This window comes from Burkholderia sp. 9777_1386 (assembly GCF_015712265.1).
GTDB lineage: Bacteria > Pseudomonadota > Gammaproteobacteria > Burkholderiales > Burkholderiaceae > Burkholderia > Burkholderia cenocepacia.
In genome coordinates, this window is the sequence record NZ_JACCQB010000002.1 from 262,113 (window position 1) to 278,885 (window position 16,773).

Genomic DNA, 16,773 nt, shown 5'->3' on the forward strand with positions numbered 1-16,773 from the left:
GCGCGCCAACTTATAATGAACAGTCATTGATGAATATTTCATTCATTTTCATTTGAAATGAAAGTGCTCGATCTCGATGCCGTCCGCGCGTTCGTGCTGGTCGCCGACCTCGCCAGCTTCACGCGCGCCGCCGATGCACTCGGCACCACCCAATCGGCCGTCAGCCTGAAGCTGAAGCGGCTGGAGGCGCATCTCGGCAAGCCGCTGCTGGCGCGCACGCCGCGCGTCGTCAAGCTGGCCGCCGACGGTGAGAATTTCCTGCCGGCCGCCCGCGCGCTGCTCGACGCGCACGAACATGCGCTCGGCGCGATCTCGACCGGCACGGTGCGCCTGTCGCTCGGCGTCAGCGAGCACGTCGCGGTGCCCGACCTGCCGGCCGTGCTCACGAGCCTGCACCGGCAGGATCCGGGCCTGTCGCTGGAAATGCATCTCGGGGCGTCGACGAGCCTGCTGCCGCAATACGACGAACGGCGGTTCGACGCGGTGATCGTCCGCCACGAGCCCGGCGAAGATCCGCCGCGCGACGACGGCACGCTGCTGTTCACCGAGCCGCTGACCTGGCTCGCCGCGCCCGACTGGGCGCCGCGCGCCGGCGAGCCGCTGCCGCTCGCGGTGCTGGCCGGCCCGTGCGGCGTGCGGGCCGCCGCGCTGCGCGCGCTCGACCGCGCGGGGCTGCCGTGGCGCGAGCGCTTCACGGGCGGCGGGGTCGCGGCGGTCACGGCCGCCGCCGCGGCAGGGCTGGCCGTGTGCCCGCTCGCGCGCCGCGTCGCGCCGCGCACGCTGGTCGACGTCGGCGCGAAATTCGGGCTGCCGCCGCTGCCGCAATCGCAGGTCGTGCTCTATTCGCGCGTACGCGACGCCCGCGCCGCCGCCGCGTTGCGCAGGTTCGCCGACAGTCTTGCAATCTCGGCGTAAACTAGCGGGCTCCGCCGCAATCTCCAGACGAATTCCGATGAAGCCCGAAGCCCGCAAGCACCTCCGCGCCAACCTGCTGATGCTCGGCGCCGCCGCGATCTGGGGTTCCGCTTTCGTCGCGCAACGCCTGAGCCTCGACGTGATCGGGCCGTTCCTGTTCACGGGGCTGCGGTTCCTGCTCGGCGCGCTCGTGCTGGTGCCGCTGCTGACGGTCAATACCGCGTCGCGCGCGCAGCTCGCGGCGATCCGGCGCGAACCGGCTTTGCTGCTGCCGGGTGTCGCGCTCGGCGGGCTGCTCTCGGTGTCGATCTCGCTGCAGCAGTTCGGCCTGCAATACACGCGGATCGCCAACGCCGGCTTCATCAGCTCGCTGTACGTCGTGATCGTGCCGCTGATGGGCGTGTTCGTGCGTCACCGGATCGGCGCGGGCACGTGGTTCGGCGCGTTGCTGGCCGCGATCGGCCTGTATTTCCTCAGCATCGACGAGCACTTCTCGGTGCTCTACGGCGACTGGTTCCAGCTCGCGGGCGCCGTCATCATCGCCGCGCACGTGATGGCGGTCGGCCATCTCGCGAAACGTCACGATCCCCTCGTGCTCGCGTTCCTGCAGTTCGTCGTGTGCGGCGTCGCGTGTCTCGCGGTCGGGCTGGCCGTCGAACCGGTCAGCGTCGCGATGCTGCGCGGCGCACTGCCGACGTTGCTGTACGGCGGGCTGCTGTCGGTCGGGGTCGGCTATACGCTGCAGGTCGTCGCGCAACGCGACGCGGCGCCCGCGCACGCGGCCGTGATCTTCAGCATGGAAGGCGTGTTCGCGGCGATCGCCGGTTGGGCCGCGCTCGGCGAAACGCTGACGCTGCGCGCGCTGGTCGGCTGCGCACTGATGCTCGCCGGCCTGCTCGCGTGCCAGTTGCTGCCGAACGGCGACGCACGGAAAAAGGACGAGGACGCGCTGCCGGCGTGACGCCCACCGTCCCTATAATGGCGATTCGCGTGACTTTCACGCCAACCGCTTCCGACAGGCCTGCTCCGTGACGTCCACTTCCGTCGATCCCGCCGCCGACCTGCTGCGCGAACGCGCAGCGCACTACGCCGCCCAGGCGGCGCTGTTCCTGCGCGACCAGGCGCTCTCCACCGCGTCGCACGACCTGCGCAGCCCGCTGAATGCGATGCACAGCTGGGCCTACGTGCTCGAGCGCCAGCTCGCCAATGCCGATCCGAACCTGCAGCGCGCGCTCGCGGGCATCCGCACGGGCATCGACCAGCAGGTCGCGCTGATCGACGGCGTGCTCGACGCGCCGCGCGCGGAAACGCGCACGCTCGCGCTCGCGCCGCGGCCGTTCGCGCTGCGTGCGCTGCTCGACGACACGATCGCGCTCGTGCGTGTCGCGCTCGCCGACGCACGCCAGGTCGCGCTCGACACGACGCTGCCGGACGGCGAGCCGTCGCTCACGGTCGACCGCGAACGCGTCGCGCAGGCGCTGTGGACCCTGCTGACGACGGCCGTCGAGGCCAGCGCCGCGGGCAGCCGCGTGGCGTTCGCGTGCACGCGCGACGGCGCGCAGTTCACCGCGCGCGCCACCTGCACGGTGAACGCCGACGTACTCGTCGACCCGGAACAACCGCACGTGTTCGAATCGTTCGCGCGGCGCGAAATGCTGCGCGAGCGCGACGCGAAACGCAGCGCGTGGACACTCGCGCTGTGCCAGCGCGTCGCCCTGGCGCACGGCGGCACGTTCACGCACGACGTGTTCGCCGACAGCGCGACCGCCACGATCACCTTCTCGATTCCCTGCGAGGCGCCGGTGTAAGCAAGCGGTCGCCCGATACATTACGAATTCCTTTCTGGCTCTATACTGATGAGCCTGTCATAACCGGAGCGATTCTTTGTTACAGATCTTCGCGCTCATCGGCGCGTTGTTCCTGGTGGCCCTGAACGGGTTCTTCGTTGCGGCCGAATTCGGCCTCGTCAAACTCCGCGCGACGCGCGTCAAGACCCTCGCCCGCAAGCACGGCCTGCGCGGGCGCATCCTCGCCGTCGTCCACGGCCGGCTCGATGCGTATCTTTCCGCGTGCCAGCTCGGCATCACGCTCGCGTCGCTCGGCCTCGGCTGGGTCGGCGAACCGGCGTTCGCGCAACTGATCGGCCCGCTGCTCGACCTGATCGGCGTGCAGTCCGAACGCGTCGTGCATCTGATCTCGCTGGTGTTCGCGTTCTCGCTGATCTCGTTCCTGCATATCGTCGTCGGCGAACTGGCGCCGAAATCGATGGCGATCCGCCAGTCGGAGAAGGTCGGCCTGTGGGTCGCGCTGCCGCTCTACGCGTTCTACTGGGCGATGTATCCAGCGATCTGGGTGCTCAATACCAGCGCCAACGCGGTGCTGCGGCTCGCGGGGCTGTCGGCCGACCACGGCGGCGACGCGCACTATTCGACCGACGAGCTGAAGCTGATCCTGCGCAGCCGCCGCAGCGCGGCCGGCAACGCGGCCCAGCCGGCGCGCGGCACGTACAGCAACGACGAATGGAACACGCTCGCGCATTCGCTCGATTTTTCGTCGATGACCGTGTCGGACCTGATGCGGCCGGCCCATGAAATGATCGGCCTGCGGCGCGACCTGCCGCTGCCCGACAACATGGAGATCGTCGCGCGGCACCGTTTCAGCCGCTATCCGCTGTTCGAGGATGCGTCGCGCGAACAGGTGAGCGGGCTGATCCACCTGAAGGACCTGCTGCTCGCGCGTCACGCGGGCGCCGCGCTCGACGATCTGTCCGACTACGTGCGCCCGGTTCAGTACGTGAAGCCCGACACGCCGGCGCTGGAGCTGTTCCGCCGCTTCCGCAAGGGCGCCCCGCACTTCGCGCTGGTCGGCAACAAGGGCGAGAAGCCGATCGGCTTCCTGACGCTCGACAACCTGCTCGGCGCGCTGGTCGGCCAGATCCACGACGAGTTCCGCCAGGGCGATGCGGACTGGAGCCGCCTCGACGACGGCACGCTGATGGGCAAGGGCAGCCTACCTGTCGTGTCGCTCGAGCAGGCGCTCGGCATCGACATCGACGAAGGCCGCGCGGAATCGGTCGGCGGCCTCGTGATCCAGGCGTTGAGCGACCTGCCGACCGAAGGGCAGCGCGTGTCGTTCGACCGCTTCGACGTCGTCGTGAAGAAGATGAACGGGCCGCGCATCGTGCTCGTGCGCGTCTATCCGAAGATCGCGAAAGAGGCCGACGAATGACGGCCGCACGTTGCGGCGCACGATGAACGCGCCGCTGCCGCGCTGCTGCGTGATCACGCCGGAACCGGCGTCCGCGTCGGCGGCCGATCGGGCCGCGTTCCTCGACCGGCTGTCGGCCGTGCTCGCGCGCGGCGAAACGCTCGTGCAACTGCGCGTGAAATCGCTCGACGCGGCCGCGTTCGCGGCGCTGGCCGCCGCGGCGCTCGCGCGCTGCGACGCCGCCGGTGCGCACCTGATGCTGAACGGCCCGATCGACGCAGCCGGCGTGATGCGGCTCGACGGCGCCGGCTGGCATCTGGACGGCGCCGCCTTGCGCGGCGTCACGCAGCGGCCGCTGCCGGCCGACCGGTGGGTATCCGCCGCGTGCCACTCGCAAGACGACCTGCTGCTGGCCGCACAGGCCGGCGCGGATTTCGTCACGCTGTCGCCGGTACTGCCGACGCTCAGCCACCCCGGCGCGCCGACGCTCGGCTGGGCGCGATTCGACACGCTGGCCGCCCAGGCCGCGATGCCCGTGTTCGCGCTCGGCGGCATGACGCGCGCGCATCTCGACGACGCGCGCCGTCATGGCGCGTACGGCATCGCGGGGATTCGCGGGTTCTGGTAATTCGGGGCCTGCCGGGCGCGCCGCCGGGTGCGACCGCGCGCGCTCCCGCCGCGTCACAACTTCATCGGCTCATGCATTCAGGTTCGCACGCATCCCGCGCCACGAACCGTCGTCGATGCGACGCACGTCGTGCGTCAACGCGTAGCGATTGACGTCGCCCGTCAGCCACGCGACGAGCGAATACGGCGGCAACTCGCCTTCATCGACCCGGTCGCGCGCGCGCGCCGGCGTCTCGAACACCACCCGCCCGCCCGGTGCGTCGAACGGCACCGCGTCCGGCGACAGGTTCAACGCGATCGTCAAGGTTTCGTCGTCGGCGAGCCGCCACGATGCGCACAGCGCGTCGGCATCGCCGTCGCCGTCCGCCTTCAGCGCGCGTGCGTCCTGCGGCCGGCAATCGGACAGCCTTGGCGCGATCAGCTTCGCGCGCACCGCGAGCGCCGACTGCACGAAATGCGCACGATCGACGTCGCGCGCGGTTTCGTCGAAGACCAGCGGGATCTGCGGCGTGAGCAACGACAGCGCGAGCGCGGCCAGTCCGGCCGCCTGCCCGTGATCGCCGTGGCCGCTGTCGCGCCATGCGCCATCGGACAGCACGAGCGACGTCAGCGCCAGTCCGCCATCGGCGGCCATGCCGTCCGCCGACGCGGCCGGCTGGTACGCCGCGCCCGCCGCGGTCAGCGCGCGGGCGAGCGTGTGAATCGACTGGTGCGTGGAAATGCCCTCGTGGGCCGACGTGTCGCGCCCCGTGAGCCGGTGCAGCGCGCGTTCGCCGCAGCCGTTCCACTGCGCGTCGAAATGGGTATCGGCCAGATGCGCGGGGTGCCGCTCGCTGCCGAGCACGAGATGGATCAGCCGGTCGGCCGGCACGGCCGCGCGCACGCGGTCCGCGATCTCGCGCAGCCACGACACGCCGATCCGGTCGGCTTCGCGCAGGCGCAGCCCGTCGCAACGGTATTCGTCGATCCAGTACAGCGCGTTGTCGCAGAAGAAATCGCACACTTCCGGATGATCGAGCGCGAGCGGCGCGGCCTGCAGCGGATCGTCGCGCGTATGGAAGAACGGCCCTGCGTAGTGGCGCAACGCATCGGTGCCGCTGCCGAAGCGCGCGTAGTCGAGCTCCAGCAGCACCGCGAGACCGTAGCCATGCGCGGCGTCGATCAGCGCCTTCAGCGCGTCGGGGCCGCCTTCGGCCGCGAGCGGCGCGAACGGCAGGCTGTCGTGCGGCGACGCGAGCAGCTCCAGCGCGGTCACGCCGAGGCGCGCGAGCTGCGGCAGGCGACGGCGCACGGCGTCGAAGCCGCCCACCGCGTGCGGGCGAATCGCGTAGAGCGCGATGTCTTCCCACGCGCGCCCGTGCCAGAACGTATTGCGCCACGTGAACGCGCGCGGATCGACGACCTCGCTGGGGCCGTTGAGCCCTTCGGGTTGCGAGCGCGACGCGGGATCGGGAATCGACACGGTATCGTCGAGCCGATAGCGGTAACGCGCACCCGCGCCGCAGTCGACGAAGACTTCGAACCAGTTCGGGCCGGCGCTCGTCATCGGCACGAGCGTCGGGCCGTAGCCGATATCGAGTTCGAGCTGGACGTGGGTGCTGCCCGGCGCCCACACGCGGAAATGCGTGCGCGGCGTCGGGCTGAGCGCGCCGCAGGGCTGCGCGCCAAACGGCAAGCAATGGATGTAGTGCTGCGCGTACGGATCGTGCGGACAATCGGACATCATGCGCTCCTCGTGCGTACCGAGCGGCATGGCCGCGCCACTGGCGCAGCGCATCGGGGCCCGGCATGCGACGGCCAGGCTGGGGAGAGAAACGAGTATGCGCCGGATTCGCCACCGCGATGCACCGTGGTCAGACATTTTTAAATGCGAATCGACCCCGGCCAACCACCCGTGGAAACGGGCGACCGTCACGCGCCGGCGAGTCGGGTAGTCGGCATACCGGAATGATCGCTCGCCTTGTTGCGCCGGCCGCGCGCCCCTACGCTCTGCGTGATGCTCGCGGACACGTCGTCCGCGCACCGACCCGAGGACTCCGCCATGTCGCTTCCCGCCAGCGCCGCGAAATTCGATCCGTCACGCGCCCACGAATACGCCGAGCAATCGCGCATCGCGCTGGCCGGCTACGATGCCTGCCACGAACTCGCCGCGTGCATGCTCGCGTCAGTGATCGGGGCGGCCGATGCCCGGATTCTCGTCGCGGGCGCGGGCGGTACGGGGCAGGAAATCTGCGTCACGGCCGCGCTCGAACCGGGCTGGCGGTTCACGGCCGTCGACCCGTCCGCGCCGATGCTCGCGCTCGCGCGCTCGAACGTCGAAGCAGCGGGTTTCGGCGCGCGTACCGCGTTCGTCGAGGACGGCGTCGACGCATTGCCCGACGCGCCCGCGTTCGACGGCGCGACGCTGATCGGCGTGCTGCATCACGTGCCGGGCGACGACGCGAAAGTCGCGCTGCTGCACGCAATCGCGCGACGCCTGAAGCCCGGCGCGCCGCTCGTGCTCGCCGGCAACCATCGCCGCTACGCGGACCATCCGCGCCTGCTCGATGCGTGGCAGCAGCGCTGGCGCATGAAGGGTGCCACGCCCGACGCGGTGCGCGCGCAACTCGCGAAGATCCTGCAGGGCGCCGATCCGCCCGCATCCGAGGAAGCCGTGTTCGCGCTGCTGCGCGACGCGGGCTTCGACGCGCCGCTGCGCTTTTTCGCGAGCCTGTTCTGGGGCGCGTGGATCGCGGTGCGACGCGCGTGACGGTTCGATGCGGCCCGCGATGGCCCGCACCACGCGATTCGCGAACGCGCCGCAGGCACTCGGTATGATGTCGTTCCCGCCCCCTTCCGGCCTCGACATGCTCACCGTCCATCACCTGAACAACTCGCGTTCGCAGCGCGTGCTCTGGCTGCTCGAAGAACTGGATGTGCCATACGAGATCGTGCGCTACGCACGCGATCCGAAAACGATGCTCGCGCCGGCCGAATTGCGCGCGATCCATCCGCTCGGCAAGTCGCCCGTCGTGACCGACGACGGCCGCACGTTCGCCGAATCGGGCGCGATCATCGAATACCTGGTCGAACGCTACGGCAACGGGCGCCTCGCGCCGCCGCCCGGCTCGCCCGAGCGGCACGACTACACGTACTGGCTGCACTACGCGGAAGGGTCGGCGATGCCGCCGCTGCTGCTCAAGCTCGTCGCGCTGCGGATCGCGCATGCGCCGATGCCGTTCTTCGCGCGGCCGATCGCGCGCAAGATCGCCGCGACGCTGCAATCGGGTTTCGTCGATCCGCAGATCGATCTGCATCTCGGCCATGTCGACGGCGCGCTCGCACGCAGCGGCTGGTTCGTCGGCGACGGCTTCAGCGCGGCCGACATCCAGATGAGCTTCCCGCTCGAAGCCGCGACCGCGCGCGGCGGCGGCAGCCGGTATCCGGCGATCGCGCGCTTTCTCGACACGATCCATGCGCGGCCGGCGTACCAGCGGGCGCTGAAGCGCGGCGGCCGGTACGACCTGCTCAAGTAACCGGCGTCAGCTCAGCAGCCCCGCCGCGACGTTGATCGACAAGCCGAGCACGGCCATGTTGAAGTAGAACGACAGGATCGACTGCGCGAGCACCGAGCGCCGCGCGGAGCGGTTCGCGAGCGACACGTCGGCCGTCTGCGACGCGACCGCGAGCGTGAACGCGAAATACAGGAAATCCCAGTAATCGGGCTCCGGGTGTTGGTCCGGAAAGCGGAGCGCGCGATCGCTGCTCGGCGAGCCGTAATAGAGCCGCGCGTAGTGCAGCGTGAAGATGGTCGGGATCAGGAACCACGCGCCGAACAGCGTCGCACCCGTGATCGCGTAGTGGCTGAGCCCCGCGCTGAAGCCGACGCTCTTCGCGGTCGCGAGCTCGATCGCGATCGCCGCCACGCTCGCGACGGTCGCGAGGCACACGACCGTCAGCACGGTCGTCGCGTTTTCGTCCTCGCGGATCGCGACTTCGCGCACCTTGTGATGATGCGCGGTGACCATGCGCACCCACATCAGCACGAGATACAGCCAGACCGCGCAGTCCCAGCCAATCAGTGCGCGCGCGGTCGGGCGCAGCGGAAACGGCAGCAGGACCGCGCACAGCACGCCGGCGACGAACGCCGCGACCATGCGCGGCCGGTTGCGTAATACCTGCGGATAAAGCGTCATCGTGTGATTCCGAAAGCGGATGGAAAGGATTCGGCCGGTGCGCGGGAAAACCGCCGCGCCGGCGGGTAACGCGCCCCGATTATCGCCATTCCGTCGTCACGTGGCGATGGGCGCGAGCGCCTAAGATAAGGGGATGACTGCCCCCGCCCTGCTCTGCCGCCATCCCGCGAACCCGGCCGGCCGCGACTTCGTCGTCGGCGACCTGCACGGCTGCGTGGACGTGCTGCGCGCGCTGCTGCACGACGTCCGCTTCGATCCGGCGCGCGACCGGCTGTTCTCGGTCGGCGATCTCGTCGACCGCGGCCCGGCCTCCGACACCGCGCTCGACCTGCTCGACCGGCCGTGGTGTCACGTCGTGCGCGGCAATCACGAGGAAGTGCTGAGCCTCGTCGCGCGCGGCAAGCTGCCGCCCGACGCGTGGCGCAGGATCGGCGGCGACTGGGGCGCCGACTTGCCGCCGGAACGGCTGCGCGCGCATGCGGCGCGCGTCGACGCGCTGCCGCTCGTGCGGGTGATCGGCGACGGCCCGACGCGCTTCAACGTGCTGCACGCGGAATTCTTCGGCTCGGACGCGGAGCTCGATACCGGCAGCTATCCGCACGACGTGCGCGAGCGGCTGATCTGGGGCCGCGATCTGGTCCAGGGGCTCGCCGATCCGGCGCGGCAGGCCGGACTGTCGCTGACGTGCACCGGGCACACACCGGTGCGTGAGCCGCAACGGATCGGCGCGCAATGGTTCATCGACACGGGTGCGTTCGCGCCGGCCGGGCGGCTCACGCTCGCCGAGCCGCGCACCGGCCGCACATGGTCGATGACGCAGACCGAAGCGCGCGAGCGCCACGCGGGCGACTGGCCGCTACCCTGACGCGCCGGCCGGCGCCTGCGTCCCCACGCGAACCCTAGCCGACCTGATTCAGTTCGAACACCGCATCGACGGCCGAGCCGTTCCAGTTGTATTCGAGATAGGCCGCATGCTGGCAGTCGCGCAGCAGCGTCGTGCGGAACGCGGCGAGACACTCGCCGCGCGGATCGCGCACCGACGGATAGACGATTCCCGCGCCACCCGCGTTGCGCACCGCGCGACCGAAGGCCTGCCCCGCGCGGTAGTCGACCGGGTCCAGCAGCGCGGGATCGCGCTGCGGCCACGTGCGCACGTCGGCGACGTCGCCGTGCGCGAACACGGTATAGAGCCGCATCTGCTGGCGCATCGGCGGCTCCTTCGTCGCGGCGAGGAACAACCCGCTGTGATAGCGCGTTTCGGCAATCGCCGTGTCGCGCGAGCGGGTGCAGTAGAACACGCCGTAGCTGCCGTCCGAAAACCGGCTGCCCAGCGGATTCAGGTGCGTGAACGCGGCCATGATCGGCCCCCAGCCCTGCCCGTAGCGGCGCTCGGCGGGCGGCACGAGCTCGAGCGTGCCGACTTCGTTGCGGATGCGGTCGTTGGTCAGCGATTCGAGTGCATAGAGCGCGTCGAAATCCTCCGCGGACGCGACGCGGTCGAACAGGTTGATGGCAGGAAAACGGGTGGGAATCACGCGATAGGCCGGTGCCCAGTCGACGGTGGTCGTGGGCCACCGGGTGACGTCGGTCGGTGTCGTCACGCCCAGCCACCCCGCATCGCATCGAGATATTGGCGAACGGCCACCAGATCGCCGACGTTGCCGGCCAGCATCCGGTCGAGTGCGCGCTTGCCGCCGAACGGCGCCGCATCGTTGGGCCGCTTGACCCACGCATCGGCCGCGGCGGGCTGCGGCAACAGGATCTGCAACCCCTTGTAGATGCCGAGCAGCAGCGACAGGCGCTCGAGCGTATCGCGCGGCAGGCGCGCCGATTCCGGCGCGGCCTTCCACTTGAAGAACGTCGAGCGGCCGGGCGACCCGAGCAGCACGATCTGCTCGTCGATCGTCAGTTCCCAGTCGCGCGCGATGTTGAAAAACGCGCGCAGGCCGGCCGCCGACATCTGCGCGACCGAAGCGTGCGGCAAGGCGGAATGCGAATCGTAGGCGGGCTGTGACATGACGGTTAGTCTCGAAACGAATCTACTAACAAGATTAGTCCATTCTCGTATTTTTGCAAGGGTCGCACCCAGCGATCGCGCACGTCCATCCGACAAATCGATATTTTTTGTCCATTCTGGACTCTTATTTTATTTTCTGCGTTAATGGCCGTGCGGACCCCGCGTCACGGCGCGGGTCGTGTCCGTGGAGACCGTGTCGCACAGAAACCGGATGCACCACGCCAAGGAACGCACCATGAAGAGACTGATTGCCGCTGTTTCGATCGCCCTGCTCGCGGTATCCGCAGGCCCCGCCGTCGCGAAGGACTGGACCACGATCCGCTTCGGCACCGATGCCAGCTACGCGCCGTTCGAGTCGAAGGCGCCCGACGGCAAGCTCGTCGGCTTCGACATCGACCTCGGCAACGAGATCTGCGCGCGCCTGAAGGCGAAATGCGTGTGGCTCGAGAACGATTTCGACGGGATGATTCCGGCGCTGAAGGCGAAGAAGTTCGACGCGGTGCTGTCGTCGATGTCGATCACGCCGCAACGCGCGCAGCAGATCGGCTTCACGACGAAGATCTACAACCAGCCGACGCGGCTCGTCGTGAAGAAGGGCTCGCCGCTGCTGCCGACTGCCGAATCGCTGAAGGGCAAATCGATCGGCGTCGAACAGGGCACGACGCAGGAGACGTATGCGAAGGCGTACTGGGGCAAGCAAGGCGCGAACGTCGTGTCGTACCAGAACCAGGACGGCGTGTATGCCGACCTGATCGCCGGCCGCCTCGACGCGGCGCTGCAGGATGAAGTGCAGGCCGCGATCGGGTTCCTGAAATCGCCGCGCGGCGCGAACTACACGTTCGTCGGGCCCGAGCTCGTCGACGAAAAGGTGCTCGGCATCGGCGCGGGCATCGGCTTGCGCCAGGAAGATACCGACCTGAAGGCGAAGATCGATCGCGCGATCCTCGACATGGTCAAGGACGGCACCTACAAGCGGCTCGCGTCGAAGTACTTCGACTTCGACATCTACGGCAGTTGAAAACGGCGTCGCGCGCGTACGGATACTGCTTCCGTCGCGCGCGTCCGACCGCCCCTCCCCTTGCAACCGGATGGCAACGGCATCGAGCGGTTCGCCGTTGCATCGAATGCGGGTCGTCTTGCGTCGTATGCGGCACGCGGCAGGACCCTGCATTATTGTTTGGACTGCAGATCGACTCCCTGAGACAACGACACGCCATGCGAATGGATGTCGTGCCGTTCTGGTCAATAGGCGAAGATCGGGCGTCGCGGTACCGGCGCCCGTGTGCACATGCCCATGCGGACCGGGTTCGCGTGCAGGAAAGTGCCGACCCGGCGCGGATGACCGGCAACCAGCCGGATCCGCCTCGCACCGGGCGCGGAGAGATGGCCTGTCGAGGCATGCCGGTCGGCCGCAAGCGCGACGTTCGAGCGGCGATGTCCCGAATCACGGCGATCGCGGCCAGCGGACCGCGGCGTGTGATGATCGATCATTTTTCTACCCCGTTTGCTGTCTGATGTTTGTTCCGGCAACCGGACGATGCCGATGCCCCGGCGATCAGGCGACGACGTCCCGTGCTCGCCGCGACGCGGCTGCTGCCCCGCGCGCGGCCGCCGCATCCCCGCGGACTGCGTCCTGGCCGGTACCGAAGGCTTGCGCCGCCTGACCGGACGGACCTCGCGTCGTCGACTCTCGCATGTCCCTCTTCGCAAGGACCGGGCCAGCGCTGCGCGAGCCCGGCCGGACAAGGCGATGGTCAGGCCGGCTGACGGCCGGCACGGGTGTGGCATACGGGAAGTTACGAAACTGAAACATCGGAGCCGCGGCGCGCGCCGGCCCTGCAACGGCGGGGCCTTGCGGAATAAGGCTGAACAATGGAGCGCGGAATTTTTACCGGCGACGGACCGGCCGACCGGACCGGTTCGGCGCGGCAATTCCTCCGGCGGCCGACGCGAAATGTTTCATGCGCTTTACATGCCGGCGCCGGCGACGCGTACCGTCCATCGCGCTGGACGCGGCGGCCGATCGCATGGCTATACTGCGACACCGCTTCACGCGACTTCACGCCGACCACTGCCCACGATGCTCCGTACCTTCGCCGCCGAACGTGCCAGACTGATCCGCTTCGGCGTGTCGGGCCTGGGCTCGACCGCGCTGCATGCGCTGATCGCCGCCGCGATGTTCGCGCTGTTCGACGCGACGCCCGTCGTCGCGAACGCGAGCGCGTTCGTCTGCTCGACGGCGTTCTCGTATCTCGCCAATACGCTGTGGAGTTTTTCGTCGCCGGTGACGTGGGGCAACTTCATGCGCTTTCTCGCGGTCGCGATGGCCGGCCTCGCCGTGACGATGCTGCTGGCGCACGGCACCGACGCACTCGGGCTCGCCCGCGCGTGGAGCATCGTCGCGGTCGTGCTGTGCGTGCCGCCCGTCACGTTCGTGCTGCACCGGCTGTGGACCTATCGCTGAGCCGGCCCGCACGCATCGCGCCCGCCGCTCAGCCGACCCGCTGATGCCCCGCGTCGCCCGACGGCGCGCCGTCGTGCCCGCCGCTGTCGCCATTCCCGCCGCTGCCGCCGTTGTTGTCGTGATCGTTCAGCCCGTGCTCGATCATCATCCGGTAGAGCGTCACGCGTGAAATGCCGAGTTCGGCGGCGGCCTTGTTGATCCGGTGGTCGTTGCGCAGCAGCGCATTCTCGATCGCGGTGCGTTCGGCCAGCGCCCGCGCCTGTTCGAGCGTCACCGGTTCGGTTTCGCCGGGCGTGTCGAGCCCGAGATCGTGCGGCGTCAGCAGCCGGCTCTCGGCCATCACGATCGCGCGCCGCACGCGGTTGATCAGTTCGCGTACATTGCCGGGCCACTCGTAGCGCCGCATCGCGTCGAGCGCGGCCGACGTGAAGCCGCTGATCTTGCGGCCGCTGTCGGCCTTGAATTTCTGCAGCACGTAGTGCGCGAGGATGTCGATGTCCTTGCCGCGCGCGCGCAGCGGCGGCTCGTGGATGCGCAGCACGCACAGGCGGTGATAGAGATCCGCGCGGAAGCGCCCGGCCTCGACCGCGCCGTCGAGATCGACGTGCGTGGCCGAGATGATCCGCACGTCCACCGCGATCGATTCCTGCCCGCCGAGCCGCTCGATCTTGCCCTCTTGCAGGAAGCGCAGCAGGCTTGCCTGGCTTTCGACCGGCATGTCGCCGATCTCGTCGAGAAACAGCGTGCCGCCGTTCGCCGATTCGATCCGGCCCGCGCGCCGCTGGTTCGCGCCGGTGAACGCGCCGCGTTCATAGCCGAACAGCTCCGACTGCAGCAGGTGATGCGGAATCGCGCCGCAGTTGATCGCGACGAACGGCCCCTTGCCGCGCCCGGAGCGCTCGTGAATCGCGAGCGCCGTCAGCTCCTTGCCGGTGCCCGACTCGCCCGAGATGAACACGCTCGCGTCGGTCTTCGCGACCTTGCGGATCGTGCTGAACAGCTGCTGCATCGCCTCGCAGTTGCCGATCATCCCGTGTTCGCCGATCGACGCCGCGTAGGCGGCGCCGTCGACGCGATCGAGCGCGGCCATCCCGCGCGCATGGCCGAGCACGTGCGAAATCCATTCGTACGGCAGCGGCAGCGTCACGTAATCGAAACAATAGCTGCGGATCAGTTCGCGCACGGCGGGGCCGATCGTGATGCCGGCCTGCGCGATGGAAATCCAGCCGATCGCCGGCTGGCTCAGACACATCTTCAGCGCGGGATAGTCGCGCGACGTGAAGCCGGTGAAATCGACGAGCCCCGCGGCCACGCTCACGCCGGAGGTCATGTTCTGCGCGGCGCCGGCCGTCTTCGCGACCGCGATCTCCCAGCCGAGCCCGCGCAGTTGTGCCAGCAACGGCTCGTCGGGCGTGCGCATGATCACGAACAGCTTGCGTCCGGCCTCGGGGGCGGTGACGGACACGTCCGTCATCTCGGGCGCCGCCTGCCCGTTTGCGTCGGGTGACCTTGCAACCATCGTTGTTCCCCGCTTGGCGTTGGTATCGCGCGCCGGCTCGCCGCCGCGTACGACGGACACGATCGAACCGACATATTGGCCGTATTTCCGTCCGAATAAAATCCCCCTGCGCATGAATCGCGCCGGAGGTCGACGTTGTCATGAACGGTATATCGATGCGGCCGGCCCGCGGCTAGATGGGTGTTATCCCGGTGGCGGGCGCCGCGCGCGACCGGAAAGGCCCGGCCCCGAACGCGCAAAGCCGCGCCGGTGCTGGCGCACGGCGATCGTGGAGGACGCGGCGCACGCCTGATTCGTGCGCCGGCCCATGCCGCGCAACCGGTCCGCCGGGCAGGCGGACGCCCGGGCAACCGGTTCCGGTTGATTTTCGTCAATCGTCGGAAGAAGCCGGCTGATGCACGAACGCAACATGCGCGGCGCCCCGCCGTGCGGCGGGGTGAGGGGTCAGCGGCCCGACGCGAGCGGCGCGGGCGTGTTCGCGCGGCCGCGGCCGGCCGGCGCGCCGCCGTGTTCGCCATAGGTGGCGGCCAGTGCATCGACCCGCGCGAGATGGTGGCGATTGTCGTGATCCCACGGGTGGAAGCCCGGCCGGAAAAAGCTCAGCCATTCGCCGGCGATGCGCGGGAACAGCCCGCGACGCGGCCCGTACAGGAACGCGATCATCCGCAGCATGCCGCGCACGTGATGGCCGGCGCCGCGATCGCGCCACAGCAGCGTCGCATGCATCAGGAACACGGTCGGCCAGAACGTCAGCGTCGTCAGCAGATACACGCCGATGCGGATCAGGTAGCGACGCAGCCCCGGCTTCATCGCGGCATTCCACACGTCGAACGACACGGCCTTGTGCTCGGTTTCCTCCAGCGCGTGCCAGATCCACATCTGCCGGTAGCCTTCGACCGAACCGTCGAGGCGCGTCGGGTCGCGCAGCAGCCAGTCGGCGAGCATCGCCGTGTAATGCTCGGCCGCCACCGTATGCGCGAGCTGCACCGAATGCGGCAGCTTGCGCTTCATGTAGCCGAGCACCGTCCATACGCGCTGGTCCAGCTTGCGCGCGGGTAGCCGGTTCGCCTGCATCAGCTCGTTGTATTCGATGTGCTCGCGCGTATGCATCGCTTCCTGGCCGATGAAGCCGAGCACCTGCTGCTTCAGCACGGGATCGTCGATCCGGTCGCGATAGTTGCGCACCGAATCCATGAAGAAGCGCTCGCCGGCCGGAAACAGCAGCGACAGCGCGTTGAAGAAATGGGTCACGTGCGACCCGAGGCCATGCCAGTCCTTCGCGCGTTCGACCGGCAGGTCGAAGCGCAGGTCGCGGCGCACCGGCATGATCCCGGCTGCGGTGGCGGAAGCGGCTGACTTCATGTTCATCGTTCTCCTGTTGCGGAGCCGTCCGGCGCATCGTCCGACGCGGCCGGCGCAAGCCCGGGCGGCGCATCGCGCGCCGCCAAAATCCTGACATCGACAGATGTAACGATAGGCCGCGCGCGCCGGCGCATGCAAGCCGCGCGGTAGATGCGCGCTTCCAAACAGGGCACGGTCGGAAAGACGGAAAAAACGGCGCTCGAACGACATTCGGCCGGGCCGCGATTCGAACGCGGGCGCGCGCGTCGGGGCGAGGCGCCGGATGCGGCGCGGCGCCCCGCTATCGGCCCGCAGGCCCCGTGCGGCGGGCCTTTCGCGGGATCGGGCAACGCTCGTGCAGCAGCCTGTCACGTGAGCCGTTCGCATCGATTCATACGCGCCGCGCACCGTCGCGGTGCACCCTCGCCCCCGCGGCTCGCGAAAAATTCAAACGCGCGTTCCAATTGCGTTCCGGGCGCTCACGCCGGCACGCCCCGCCACGCTGCGC

General features: G+C 69.1%; 17 protein-coding genes. 10 read left to right on the forward strand and 7 right to left on the reverse strand.

Annotated features, from left to right (window positions below; genetic code table 11):
- Window positions 1-57 precede the first annotated feature (57 nt).
- The 5 genes from H0X91_RS03215 (at window position 58) to H0X91_RS03235 (ending at window position 4,750) form a co-directional block, all read left to right on the forward strand.
- Complete coding sequence (locus H0X91_RS03215; RefSeq protein ID WP_012493188.1) at window positions 58-915, forward strand: LysR family transcriptional regulator; 858 nt, start codon at window positions 58-60, stop codon at window positions 913-915.
- A 37-nt stretch (window positions 916-952) separates the two neighbouring features.
- Window positions 953-1,876 carry a DMT family transporter gene (locus H0X91_RS03220; protein WP_059722571.1) on the forward strand — a complete coding sequence of 308 codons (924 nt, stop codon included), beginning with the start codon at window positions 953-955 and terminating at the stop codon, window positions 1,874-1,876.
- Window positions 1,877-1,943: 67 nt separating this feature from the next.
- Window positions 1,944-2,723 carry a sensor histidine kinase gene (locus tag H0X91_RS03225; protein ID WP_196432798.1) on the forward strand — a complete coding sequence of 260 codons (780 nt, stop codon included), beginning with the start codon at window positions 1,944-1,946 and terminating at the stop codon, window positions 2,721-2,723.
- A gap of 76 nt (window positions 2,724-2,799) precedes the next feature.
- Window positions 2,800-4,143, forward strand: coding sequence for a hemolysin family protein (locus tag H0X91_RS03230; RefSeq protein WP_006486244.1), 1,344 nt, complete (start codon window positions 2,800-2,802; stop codon window positions 4,141-4,143).
- Between the two features lie 22 nt (window positions 4,144-4,165).
- Entirely contained in the window at window positions 4,166-4,750 is a 585-nt protein-coding gene (locus H0X91_RS03235; RefSeq protein ID WP_034178569.1) for a thiamine phosphate synthase, read from the forward strand.
- Window positions 4,751-4,819: 69 nt separating this feature from the next.
- Here the strand turns inward: H0X91_RS03235 and H0X91_RS03240 are convergent, their stop codons facing one another.
- The gene (locus H0X91_RS03240; RefSeq protein ID WP_006486141.1) at window positions 4,820-6,472 is read right to left on the reverse strand and encodes a DUF3459 domain-containing protein; all 1,653 of its coding nucleotides are present in this window, start codon (window positions 6,470-6,472) and stop codon (window positions 4,820-4,822) included.
- 318 nt (window positions 6,473-6,790) lie between these two features.
- On the opposite strand from H0X91_RS03240, the gene H0X91_RS03245 reads away from it, so the two are divergent.
- Window positions 6,791-7,498 (forward strand): class I SAM-dependent methyltransferase, encoded by a 708-nt coding sequence (locus H0X91_RS03245; RefSeq protein WP_048988747.1) that lies wholly within the window; start codon window positions 6,791-6,793, stop codon window positions 7,496-7,498.
- A 97-nt stretch (window positions 7,499-7,595) separates the two neighbouring features.
- Window positions 7,596-8,264 carry a glutathione S-transferase gene (locus H0X91_RS03250; RefSeq protein WP_077190843.1) on the forward strand — a complete coding sequence of 223 codons (669 nt, stop codon included), beginning with the start codon at window positions 7,596-7,598 and terminating at the stop codon, window positions 8,262-8,264.
- 6 nt (window positions 8,265-8,270) lie between these two features.
- Here the strand turns inward: H0X91_RS03250 and H0X91_RS03255 are convergent, their stop codons facing one another.
- On the reverse strand, window positions 8,271-8,924 hold the full coding sequence (locus H0X91_RS03255; protein ID WP_006486145.1) for a DUF1345 domain-containing protein: 654 nt from the start codon (window positions 8,922-8,924) through the stop codon (window positions 8,271-8,273).
- Window positions 8,925-9,057: 133 nt separating this feature from the next.
- On the opposite strand from H0X91_RS03255, the gene H0X91_RS03260 reads away from it, so the two are divergent.
- The gene (locus tag H0X91_RS03260) at window positions 9,058-9,789 is read left to right on the forward strand and encodes a metallophosphoesterase (RefSeq protein WP_006493108.1); all 732 of its coding nucleotides are present in this window, start codon (window positions 9,058-9,060) and stop codon (window positions 9,787-9,789) included.
- A 34-nt stretch (window positions 9,790-9,823) separates the two neighbouring features.
- Here the strand turns inward: H0X91_RS03260 and H0X91_RS03265 are convergent, their stop codons facing one another.
- Entirely contained in the window at window positions 9,824-10,525 is a 702-nt protein-coding gene (locus H0X91_RS03265; RefSeq protein ID WP_006490695.1) for an RES family NAD+ phosphorylase, read from the reverse strand.
- Window positions 10,522-10,941 (reverse strand): MbcA/ParS/Xre antitoxin family protein, encoded by a 420-nt coding sequence (locus H0X91_RS03270; protein ID WP_006490694.1) that lies wholly within the window; start codon window positions 10,939-10,941, stop codon window positions 10,522-10,524. Before H0X91_RS03270 ends, H0X91_RS03265 begins: the two co-directional genes overlap by 4 nt.
- A gap of 235 nt (window positions 10,942-11,176) precedes the next feature.
- Between H0X91_RS03270 and H0X91_RS03275 the strand changes: the two genes are divergently transcribed.
- Window positions 11,177-11,959 (forward strand): ABC transporter substrate-binding protein, encoded by a 783-nt coding sequence (locus H0X91_RS03275; protein ID WP_006490696.1) that lies wholly within the window; start codon window positions 11,177-11,179, stop codon window positions 11,957-11,959.
- A gap of 224 nt (window positions 11,960-12,183) precedes the next feature.
- Here H0X91_RS03275 and H0X91_RS03280 read toward each other — a convergent pair whose 3' ends face one another.
- The gene (locus H0X91_RS03280; RefSeq protein ID WP_077020940.1) at window positions 12,184-12,432 is read right to left on the reverse strand and encodes a hypothetical protein; all 249 of its coding nucleotides are present in this window, start codon (window positions 12,430-12,432) and stop codon (window positions 12,184-12,186) included.
- Window positions 12,433-13,021: 589 nt separating this feature from the next.
- Here H0X91_RS03280 and H0X91_RS03285 point away from each other — a divergent pair.
- A complete protein-coding gene (locus H0X91_RS03285; RefSeq protein ID WP_080331778.1) occupies window positions 13,022-13,405 on the forward strand; it encodes a GtrA family protein in 384 nt (127 codons plus the stop codon).
- A gap of 28 nt (window positions 13,406-13,433) precedes the next feature.
- Here the strand turns inward: H0X91_RS03285 and H0X91_RS03290 are convergent, their stop codons facing one another.
- Both H0X91_RS03290 and H0X91_RS03295 read right to left on the reverse strand, forming a co-directional pair.
- Complete coding sequence (locus H0X91_RS03290; RefSeq protein ID WP_020979476.1) at window positions 13,434-14,924, reverse strand: sigma-54 dependent transcriptional regulator; 1,491 nt, start codon at window positions 14,922-14,924, stop codon at window positions 13,434-13,436.
- A gap of 444 nt (window positions 14,925-15,368) precedes the next feature.
- Complete coding sequence (locus H0X91_RS03295; protein WP_012493182.1) at window positions 15,369-16,286, reverse strand: metal-dependent hydrolase; 918 nt, start codon at window positions 16,284-16,286, stop codon at window positions 15,369-15,371.
- Between the last annotated feature and the right edge of the window lie 487 nt (window positions 16,287-16,773).